Annotated in this window: 11 protein-coding genes and 1 pseudogene; 8 read left to right on the top strand and 4 right to left on the bottom strand. The window is 70.8% G+C overall.

Annotated features, from left to right (window positions below; all coding sequences use genetic code 11):
- Positions 1 to 338 precede the first annotated feature (338 nt).
- Positions 339 to 704: an iron chaperone gene (locus ABT130_RS37330; RefSeq protein ID WP_350963731.1), complete on the bottom strand. Its 366-nt coding sequence runs from the start codon at positions 702 to 704 to the stop codon at positions 339 to 341.
- Positions 705 to 1,027: 323 nt separating this feature from the next.
- Here ABT130_RS37330 and ABT130_RS37325 point away from each other — a divergent pair, with 323 nt between their 5' ends.
- The gene (locus ABT130_RS37325; protein WP_350917855.1) at positions 1,028 to 1,177 is read left to right on the top strand and encodes a hypothetical protein; all 150 of its coding nucleotides are present in this window, start codon (positions 1,028 to 1,030) and stop codon (positions 1,175 to 1,177) included.
- Positions 1,178 to 1,245: 68 nt separating this feature from the next.
- On the opposite strand, the gene ABT130_RS37320 is transcribed toward ABT130_RS37325, so the two are convergent.
- Both ABT130_RS37320 and ABT130_RS37315 read right to left on the bottom strand, forming a co-directional pair.
- On the bottom strand, positions 1,246 to 1,581 hold the full coding sequence (locus tag ABT130_RS37320) for a nucleoside triphosphate pyrophosphohydrolase family protein (RefSeq protein ID WP_350963729.1): 336 nt from the start codon (positions 1,579 to 1,581) through the stop codon (positions 1,246 to 1,248).
- Positions 1,582 to 1,861: 280 nt separating this feature from the next.
- Positions 1,862 to 2,032 (bottom strand): hypothetical protein, encoded by a 171-nt coding sequence (locus ABT130_RS37315; RefSeq protein ID WP_350917864.1) that lies wholly within the window; start codon positions 2,030 to 2,032, stop codon positions 1,862 to 1,864.
- Positions 2,033 to 2,074: 42 nt separating this feature from the next.
- Here ABT130_RS37315 and ABT130_RS37310 point away from each other — a divergent pair, with 42 nt between their 5' ends.
- Together ABT130_RS37310 and ABT130_RS37305 are read left to right on the top strand one after the other, a co-directional pair.
- On the top strand, positions 2,075 to 2,914 hold the full coding sequence (locus ABT130_RS37310; protein WP_350917867.1) for a DMT family transporter: 840 nt from the start codon (positions 2,075 to 2,077) through the stop codon (positions 2,912 to 2,914).
- A gap of 208 nt (positions 2,915 to 3,122) precedes the next feature.
- A complete protein-coding gene (locus tag ABT130_RS37305; protein ID WP_350917870.1) occupies positions 3,123 to 3,470 on the top strand; it encodes a hypothetical protein in 348 nt (115 codons plus the stop codon).
- 47 nt (positions 3,471 to 3,517) lie between these two features.
- Here ABT130_RS37305 and ABT130_RS37300 read toward each other — a convergent pair.
- Positions 3,518 to 3,949: pseudogene (locus tag ABT130_RS37300) on the bottom strand (MGDG synthase family glycosyltransferase); the annotation flags it as partial.
- Between the two features lie 68 nt (positions 3,950 to 4,017).
- On the opposite strand from ABT130_RS37300, the gene ABT130_RS37295 reads away from it, so the two are divergent.
- The 5 genes from ABT130_RS37295 to ABT130_RS37275 all read left to right on the top strand — a co-directional run bounded on the left by ABT130_RS37295 (position 4,018) and on the right by ABT130_RS37275 (position 9,037).
- Positions 4,018 to 4,767 (top strand): polysaccharide deacetylase family protein, encoded by a 750-nt coding sequence (locus tag ABT130_RS37295; protein ID WP_350963727.1) that lies wholly within the window; start codon positions 4,018 to 4,020, stop codon positions 4,765 to 4,767.
- 236 nt (positions 4,768 to 5,003) lie between these two features.
- Complete coding sequence (hpnC, locus tag ABT130_RS37290; RefSeq protein WP_350963725.1) at positions 5,004 to 5,831, top strand: squalene synthase HpnC; 828 nt, start codon at positions 5,004 to 5,006, stop codon at positions 5,829 to 5,831.
- Entirely contained in the window at positions 5,818 to 6,705 is an 888-nt protein-coding gene (hpnD, locus tag ABT130_RS37285; protein WP_350963723.1) for a presqualene diphosphate synthase HpnD, read from the top strand. The genes hpnC and hpnD overlap by 14 nt, the downstream gene beginning before the upstream one ends.
- Positions 6,702 to 8,027: a hydroxysqualene dehydroxylase HpnE gene (hpnE, locus tag ABT130_RS37280; RefSeq protein WP_350963720.1), complete on the top strand. Its 1,326-nt coding sequence runs from the start codon at positions 6,702 to 6,704 to the stop codon at positions 8,025 to 8,027. Before hpnD ends, hpnE begins: the two co-directional genes overlap by 4 nt.
- Entirely contained in the window at positions 8,024 to 9,037 is a 1,014-nt protein-coding gene (locus ABT130_RS37275; RefSeq protein ID WP_350917885.1) for a polyprenyl synthetase family protein, read from the top strand. The genes hpnE and ABT130_RS37275 overlap by 4 nt, the downstream gene beginning before the upstream one ends.

Here is a 9,037-nt window from a genome sequence, read left to right as displayed (position 1 = left end):
GCGCCCCCCCCCTCTCCCGCCCGGCTGCCCCCGTGGGGGGGGGGGGGGGGGGCCGCGCCGGCCCCCCGCGCGGCTGGGGTTGTTCCGGCGGTGCGGACGACAGGACTCTCAGCACACTCGTCGGCCCACATCCCGGCGGGACGACATCGTCGAACGAGCGTCCGCCTGTGGCCGGGGAGCCATCGGCGCGCCGTCGTCGTCGCACGGTTCAGCCCGCACCCCGAGCGGCACCGGCGCATCCCGGAGCGCTGCCGTTGTCCCCACCCACCACCCGTCGCGTGTGTCTCCCGCGGTTCGTACCACCCGGGTATCGCAACCCGGTCCAGCGCCCCTCCGCGTCAGCAGATCTTGCCCGGCCCGGCCACGGTGGCCGTCAGCAGATCCCGCACGAGGCCGAGATCGATCATTTCCGGCTTACGGAAGCGCAGGCAGCCCTTGCCCATGTCCTGCCCGGCCAGGCGCTGCTCGAAGGCCTCGCGGACATCGCTGCGCAGGAGATAGAAGGAGATGTACTGCTTCTGGCTTGCGAAGGCGATTTCAACGGTGCCGTCCCGCTGGTACGCGGGCATTCCATACGCCATGACCTCGGTGAAGCCCTTGAGCTCCGTACGGCACAGTTCGCGTAGGTCGGTCAGGACCGCCCTGCGCTCGTCAGACACCTCGGCGAGGTAGCCGTCCACGCTTTCCGCATTGCTTTGCACCATACTCAGAGCGTATGTCGCGTTTGAGCCCCGTACCGTGCACGACCTTGTCGTAACCGCGGGTGCACGGGCACAGCAGACGACATCGACGCGACGTGCCCTGCCCGAAGCGCGGACGTCGCCCGCCATGGTCCTCCATATACGCAGTTCAGACGGGAATCCCGGCCACCTCAACTTGACCCATGTCGTCGTATGGGAGCACGGACGACGGTCGGCCGCGCCAAGACCTCCGCCTGTGAGAGGTACGACCCTTTTGCGCCAGACTGGCTTTCCGGCCCTGGCGACATCACATATCCTCAAAAATCCATATCTGACCAGGAGCCACCGTGCCGGCCTACGCGGGAAGCGACCCCATCCTCCCCGAAACACCCGAACTAATCATGATCGGTGTCGTCGCCCTCGGAGTCCTCTTCGCCGCCGTGGCCGTCGCCATTCTGATCCTCGTCCTGCTGATCAAACTGCTCCGCGACTCCTGACGCTCTCGGCGGGAGCCTCGGCTGCAGGGCGATTTCAGTGCCAGGAGCCGACGGCCCAGAATCGGCGATCAGGGAGCGTGGCCGTCGGCGGGAAGCCGGTCGGGGTGCCAGGGCATCCACTTTCGCTCGACCTCCGCCTCCAGGTCGACCCCGTGATGTCGTGCCATGACCAGGAGCTGCGACAGGACGTCCGCGAGCTCGGACCGGAAGCCCAGCTCCAACTCGTCGGCGGAGTGCCCCTTGTCCCTGGCCTGGCCGGAGCGCATCAGGAACGCCTGCGTCAACTCGCCGACCTCCTCCTGGAGCTTCAGCAGGAACCAGGTGTCGTCCCGGGTGATCCCGTGCCTGCGCGCATAGGTGCTCGACACCGCCTCGACCTCGTCCGTGAGCCGTCTCAGATCCATGCCGGGAGTGTAGGAGGCAGCTCCGACAACCGTTCTCCGGCGAACCCGTCGCGGTCTCATTCCGGATGACGACCGCCGCCATCCCGCAAATCCACAAATATCAGCCAAATACCATAGAAAACCCTAAGGCCCCAGAACCCCGGTGAATTCTTCGCGGCGGATCGGTGCCGAACCGCCGCCCGCGTGGCGCGCGGCATTTACCGCCCGGCCCTCCGCCACTGAATTAAGGTGACATTGCCCGCATCACGTGATCAACCCGTGACAGGGGGCGATCTTCCCCTCAGACCCTGAAAGCCAAGGTCGAGGAGGAATCCATGTCCCGCGGACACGCCGTCGCCACGGGATGCGTTCTGCCGGTCAACACGCCATAGCCCGCCCATGTCTCTGTCGCCGGAACGGTGCCGAGGCACCATGACATCGCGGAAAAGGTGACGCGCTCGATGATCTTCATTGCCGGACGGCACACCATCGGGAGCCGGAAAGCCGTGCGCCGGTGACCGCGGCGATCCTGGCCGTGCTCACCGCCGCCTGCAACGCCCTCTCCTCGGTGCTGCAGCGGCAGGCGGCGCGAACCGCACCGCAGAGCCGTGTGTTCAAGCTGGCGCTGATCGGATACCTGATCCGGCAACCCTCATGGCTGGGCGGCATGGCTGCGCTGATCGGGGGCTTCCTGCTGCAGGCGGCCGCGCTGAACTTCGGCGCCCTCGCTCTGGTACAGCCCATTCTCGTCACCGAGCTGCCCTTCACGATGATCCTCGTCTCGCTCATCCTGCACGTCCATCTGGACCGGGGGTCATGGCTGGCCATCGGCATCCTGACCGTCGGGCTGGCCGTCTTCCTCATCTCCGCCGATCCGGGACAGAGCGCAACCCGGTCCCCGACCACGGACATCTGGCTGATCACCGTGGTCGTGACGGTCGGCGTCGCCGCCGGTCTGGTCGCGATGGCGAAGATCCGCAGCGGTCCGTCCCGTGGTGCCCTGCTCGGGATCACCTCCGCCCTGGGATTCGCCTTCACCGCCGCGCTGATAAAGGAGAACACCGAGATCTTCGCCGCGGAGGACGCCGCCGTACTGACCAGCTGGTCGCTGTACGCCATGATCGTGGCCGGCCTGTTCAGCGTCTTCGTGCTGCAGAGCGCGCTGAGCAGCGCGTCCCTGGTGGTCGTGCAGCCGACGCTCAACATCGCCGACCCCGTCGTCAGCATCATGTACGGCGTCGCGCTGTTCGGCGAGAACATCCGGCTTGGCTGGTGGGTCGTCCCGGAGCTCATCGGGGTGGGGCTGATCTTCTACGGCAGTGTCCGGCTGAGCCGGTCGCCGCTCGTCCGGTAGGGGCCTCGCGGAGGTGAGGAAGGACTCCGCGGGCGCGGCGTCGAACAGGGCGGCTCCCCTGGCGATCCGCCGCATCCGTTCCGCCCCGCACCCGAGGCGATCCAGCGCGGTGAGCAGTTCCCCGGCGTCATCCGCGTACACGCTCAGCCCGGCCCGCGCCATGGCCCGTGCGCCGTCCCTGCCGTGGCCGGGAATAGGCCGGTAGGAGATGACCGGCACTCCGGCGGCCATCGCCTCCCGGCAGGTCAGGCCCGCCGCGTTGTCCACCAGCGCGTACGCGGCGGCCATCAGGTCCGGCATGTCGTCGCACCAGCCGAGGGCGACGCCGGTGTGCCGCAGCAGGTGGCGCAGCTCGCGGTTGTGCCCGCAGAGGACGACGGGCAGGTACCGTCCCGAGCGCGCCAGCACGCGAGCCGTCTCCTCGACTCCGCCCACCCCCCACGCGCCGGCCGAGACGAGGACCAGCCGCTCCCCGGCGCGGGCACCGATCCGGGCACGCACCGACGCCGTGTCGGCCGCTGACCGCCGGAACTCCGGGCGTACCAGGGGCGCGTGACAGAACGCCGGGCGGCCGGTCGCGGCGTGAACGACGCGCGCGGTCGCCTGATCCGAGCACAGGTACCGGTCGTTGCCCGGATGCAACCAGAGCCGATGCGCCGCGAAGTCGGTCAGCAGGACGGTACTGGGAACCGGCAGGCGGCCATGTAGCCTCAGGTGGCCGACCGCCTGCGCGGCCAGGTGGAAGGTCGAGACGACCTCGGCCGGCATCCGGCGGCGGATGAGCCCGCGCAGCCGTGCCGCGGCCATTATCGTCAGCGGCGAGGTCGGCGGCGCCCGGTCCGGCACGAAGAAGACCCGGTAGATCAGCGCGTACAGCCAGGGCGCGGAGCGCATCATCCAGCCGTACCAACCGCGCAGCGCCACTCCCAGCCGGAGCGGCAGCAGCTTCAGGACATCGACGATCTCCGCTTCGACGCCCTCGGCGGCGAGCCGCCTGGCCAGCTCCACCGCGACCGCGTCGTGCCCGGCCCCCATACCGGCACTGACGATCAGCACCGTGCGTCGCGTTGGCATCACGGCCCCCGTGACCCAGACTTGACACGGTGAACCGTGCCGCGTTGGCCCTCGCCTGTCTGGCCGTTCTGCACGTGGGGCCCGCGGCGACCTGGCTGCCCTCCGTGCGCCGGCTGCTGCCCGGCCTCGCCGGGGTGGGCCTCGCCGACCATGTCGCGCTGACCTTCGACGACGGGCCCGACCCGCGATCCACACCGCGTTTCCTCGCGGAGCTGGAGCGGCTCGGATGCCGGGCCACCTTCTTCGTCCTCGGCGAGATGCTCCAACGTCACCCCGCGCTGGGCCGCCGCATCGTCGCGGAGGGCCATGAGATCGCGGTGCACGGCTGGTCGCACGAGAACGCCCTGACGACCCGCCCCGGCCGGATGGCGGCCGAGACGCGCAGGGCGGCCGATCTGGTCGCCGCCGTCACCGGCGTCGATCCCACGTGGTACCGGCCGCCCTACGGCGTCCTCAGCGCCGAGACACTGCTCGCCGCCCGTCTGCGGGGACTGCGTCCCGTCCTGTGGACCGCGTGGGGCAGGGACTGGACACGCTCGGCGAGCCCGGCCTCGGTGCTGGCCACGCTGGCATCCGGCCTGCGGGGCGGGGCGACGCTCCTGCTGCACGACTCCGACCACACCTCGGCCCCCGGCTCCTGGCGGTCGGGGCTCGGTGCCCTGCCCGAACTGGTGAACCGCTGCCGCGCCGCGGGTCTGCGGATCGGACCGCTCCGGGACCACGGCGTCTCCGGCGGCCGCACGCCCCTTCATGACGTTCGTGAGATCACCACTCCTTGAAAAAACCTGCCGCAAAAGCCGTACCGCTTTTTGTGACGGCTTTTACCCCAACCCGATCCGACTCACCTCCCGGCAAAATAACAACCATTTTTCCAAAGGTAGAGATATAACGCGATACTAAATATTTTCCCAGCTCTCACCGATAAAAACCAGCAGATCGTTCATCCGCGTTTATAACAGCCCGCCGGGGACAACCTCAATTTATGAATTTGAGGGGAGCCGATACGCGGAGCGTCATGCTCAAAGCGCGCAGGGAGAACTTCCCGGTCGCCTCATGTTTACTGCCGCGTACCCATCGCCGCCATCTCCTCGCGGTGTACGGCTTCGCACGGACCGTCGACGACATCGGGGACGAGGCGCAGAGCGAGGATCCGCTCCGGCTGCTCGACACCGTCGACGACGACCTCGCCCGCCTGTACGCCGGTCGGGCTCCCCGCCTGCCGGCCATCCGCGCGCTCGCGGGTACCGTCGAGACCTGCTCCGTCCCGGCCGAGCCCTTTCACCGGCTGATCGAGGCCAACCGGCGCGACCAGACGGTCAGCCGGTACGACACCTTCGACGACCTGCTCTCCTACTGCGAGCTGTCCGCGAACCCCGTCGGGCACATCGTGCTGCACGTGTTCGACATGGTCACCCCCTCCCGCCTGGCCCTGTCCGACCGCGTGTGCACGGCGCTGCAGATCATCGAGCACTGCCAGGACGTCGGGGAGGACTACACCCGAGGCCGCGTCTACCTGCCAGGAGAGGATCTGCGCCGGTTCGGCTGCGGCGAGGACGATCTCGCCGCGGCCACCGCCTCGGCGCGGTTGCGCGATGTCGTCGCGCTCCAGACGCGGCGGGCCGACCGGCTGCTCGACGAGGGGGACCGGCTCGCCCGATCGGCGACGGGGTTCGCCCGCCTCGCCATCGCGGGCTACATCGCGGGCGGCCGGGCCACCAGCGCGGCACTCGCCCAGGCCGGTTACGACGTTCTCGGCCGCGCCGTGCGCCCGCGCGGCGCGCGGTTCCTGACGGCCTGGCTGCGGATCCTCACGAGCAGGGGGTACGACCGTGGACACCGCTGACGCCTACCGGCACTGCGAACAGATCGTCCGCGGTCAGGCGCGGAACTTCTCCTACGGTCTCCGGCTGCTGCCGACTCCCAAGCGCCGCGCGCTCAGCGCGGTCTACGCGTTCGCCCGCCGGATCGACGACATCGCCGACGGAGACGGCCCCGACGGGCAGCGTCTGACCGAGCTGGCCGCCGCGCGCGCCACACTCGGCGCGGCACGCCCCGACCCCGAGGACCCGGTGCTGGTCGCGCTGCACGACACCGCCCTCCGCTACCCACTGCCGCTGTCGGCGTTCGAGGAGCTGATCGACGGTTGCGCCGCGGACGTACGCGGGGAGACCTACGAGCACTTCGACGAGCTGCTCTCCTACTGCCGATGCGTCGCCGGGTCGATCGGGCGGCTCTCCCTCGGAGTCTTCGGCACCGCGGGCACCAGAGACGGCAAGAGCGACGGCAGGGACGCGGCGAGGGTGGCGCACCTGGCGGACGCGCTGGGAGTGGCCCTGCAGATCACGAACATCCTGCGGGACGTGCGCGAGGACCGGCTGGCCGGGCGGACCTACCTCCCCGCCGAGGACCTCAGGCAATTCGGATGCACCCTGAACATCGACTCCTCCGGCAGGTTCACCGACCCTCCCGACCGGCTCGCCGCGCTGATGCGGTTCGAGGCCGACCGGGCGCGCGACTGGTTCGACGACGGCATGCGCCTGCTGACCGCACTCGACGTGCGCAGCGCGGCGTGCACCGCGGCGATGGCCGGCATCTACCGGTGCCTGCTCGGCCGCATCGCCGCGGATCCCGCCGAGGCACTGGCCTCGCGGCTGTCACTGCCTCCGTGGCAGAAGGCGATGGTGGCGGCGCGCGCCCTGGCGGGGGCCGCCCGATGAACGGCGCTCCGGTCGCGATCGTCGGCGGCGGGCTGGCGGGCATCGCCGCCGCCGTCGCGCTCGGGGAGGCCGGTCACCGCGTGACCCTGTACGAGGCCCGGCCGAGGCTGGGCGGCGCCACCCACTCCTTCGTCAGGAACGGGCTGAGCGTCGACAACGGCCAGCACGTGTTCCTCCGCTGCTGCACGGCCTACCGCGGCCTGCTCGACCGGCTCGGCGTCGCCGGGCGCGTACACCTGCAGGACCGGTTCGACGTACGGGTGCTCACCCCCGCGGGGCGGTACGGGCGGCTGAGACGCGGGATGCTGCCGGGACCGTTCCACCTGCTGCCGGCGCTGGCCGGATACCGGCTGCTCAAGCCCGCCGACCGGCTGCGCGCGATGCGGGTCTCACTCGCCCTTCGCCGGCTCGACCCGGCCGACCCCGCGCTGGACCTGACCGACCTCGGGAGCTGGCTGACCGCCCACGGGCAGCGCGAGCGCGCGCGACACGCCCTCTGGGAGCTGTTCGCGATGGCGGCCCTGAACGTCGGGGTCGAGGGCGCGGCCCTGGGGCCCGCGGCGATGGTCTTCAAGACCGCGCTGCTCGGCCGGGCGGGAGCCGCCGACATCGGCGTTCCCGCCGTGCCCCTCGGCGAGCTGCACGGCGACGCGGCACGGGCCGCCATCGAACGGCGCGGCGGTGCCGTACGCCTGTCGGCGAAGGTCACCGCCATCGAGCGAGGCTCCGTGATCGTGGACGGCAGCCGGGTCGAGGCGCCCGCCGTCATCGTCGCCACGGCGCACGAGCAGGCCGCGGCCCTGGTCCCCGAACAGGCCGCTCCCGGCAGGGAGCGCTGGCGCGGCCTGGACGCGAGCCCGATCGTCAACGTGCACGTCGTCTACGACCGGCGGGTCACCCGGGTGCCGTTCGCGGCGGTCGTGGACTCGCCCGTGCAGTGGGTGTTCGACAAGACCGGCGCCGCGGGACTGCGCGAAGGCCAGTACCTCGCGGTCTCGGTCTCCGCGGCGGACCAGTGGATCGACGTACCCACCGCGCGGGTGCGAGCCACGTTCGTACCCGCGCTTGAGCAGATCTTCCCGGGAGCGCGGCAGGCACGGATCATCGATTTCTTCGTCACGAGGGAACGTCGCGCCACCTTCCGCCAGTGCCCCGGCAGTGGCGCGCTCCGCCCCGAGGCCGCCACCCGGTGGCCCGGACTGTTTCTCGCCGGCGCGTGGACCGACACGGGCTGGCCCGACACGATGGAGGCTGCCGTGCGTAGCGGACTCAACGCGACCTTCCTGGTCAGGCGTCATCTGGAGAGGGAACGTCCCCGGTGACGGCGGTCATCCCGCCCTCGGTCGTGGTCGCCCGCGGGCTCGTGGAACCCGTGCTCCGGGACGCCGTGGCCAGGCTCGACCCACTGACCTCGCGCGTCGCCGCCTACCACCTCGGCTGGGCCGACCCGGCGGGCCTGCCCGCCGCCTCCGGCGGCAAGGCGCTACGGCCGGCGCTGGCCATCCTGTCGGCGAGAGCGGCGGGGGGAAGCCAGGAGCAGGGCCTGCAGGTCGCCGCCGCGGTGGAACTCGTGCACGCGTTCTCACTGCTGCACGACGACATCATGGACGGCGACCGGATGCGGCGGCACCGACCGGCCGCGTGGACCGTCTTCGGCTGCTCCGCGGCCATCCTCGCCGGCGACGCCCTGCTCTCGCTCGCGGGGGAGTTGCTGCTTGAGGAGGGCGGCCTCCCCGGCCTGCGGGCCGCCCGGCACCTGGCCGTCGCCACCCGGGAGCTGATCGCCGGTCAGGCGCTCGACCTGGAGTTCGAACAGCTCACGGACGTGAGCCTGGCGGAGTGCCGGCGGATGTCCACGCAGAAGACCGGCTCCCTGCTGGCCTGTGCCTGCTCGATCGGTGCGACCGTGGTGAACGGCCCCGCTCCGCTGGTCGTCGCCCTGACGGCCTTCGGAACCGAAGCCGGTCTGGCCTTCCAGCTCGTCGACGACCTGCTGGGCATCTGGGGCAGCCCCGAGACGACCGGCAAACCAGTCCTTTCCGACCTGCGTGCCCGCAAGAAGTCGCTGCCGATCGTCGCCGCGCTCACCAGCGACACGCCGGCCGGTGAACGGCTCGCCCGCCTGCTGGCCGATCCCCTGCCGCTGTCCGAATCCGACCTGCACGACGCCGCCCGGCTCGTCGAGGAGGCCGGTGGCCGAGCGTGGGCCGAGAGCGAGGCCAAGCACCGGCTCGACGCCGCCGAAGATCATCTCACCGGCGCGGACATGCCCCCGGACGTCCGCGCCGAATTCCTGGACATCGTCCGCTTCCTCACATCCAGGGGCCACTGA

Origin of the sequence: Streptosporangium sp. NPDC001681 (genome assembly GCF_040298085.1) — a bacterium.
Classification (GTDB): Bacteria; Actinomycetota; Actinomycetes; order Streptosporangiales; family Streptosporangiaceae; genus Streptosporangium.
This window is presented reverse-complemented; position numbering and strand designations above follow the sequence as displayed.

Bases quoted from the DNA above. Each gene is read 5' to 3' on its own strand.
- ABT130_RS37330 (WP_350963731.1), bottom strand. From the start codon at position 704: ATGGTGCAAAGCAATGCGGAAAGCGTGGACGGCTACCTCGCCGAGGTG.
- ABT130_RS37320 (WP_350963729.1), bottom strand. From the start codon at position 1,581: ATGGATCTGAGACGGCTCACGGACGAGGTCGAGGCGGTGTCGAGCACC.
- hpnC (WP_350963725.1), top strand. From the start codon at position 5,004: ATGCTCAAAGCGCGCAGGGAGAACTTCCCGGTCGCCTCATGTTTACTG.
- ABT130_RS37315 (WP_350917864.1), bottom strand. From the start codon at position 2,032: ATGAAGATCATCGAGCGCGTCACCTTTTCCGCGATGTCATGGTGCCTC.
- ABT130_RS37305 (WP_350917870.1), top strand. From the start codon at position 3,123: ATGACCGGCACTCCGGCGGCCATCGCCTCCCGGCAGGTCAGGCCCGCC.
- hpnE (WP_350963720.1), top strand. From the start codon at position 6,702: ATGAACGGCGCTCCGGTCGCGATCGTCGGCGGCGGGCTGGCGGGCATC.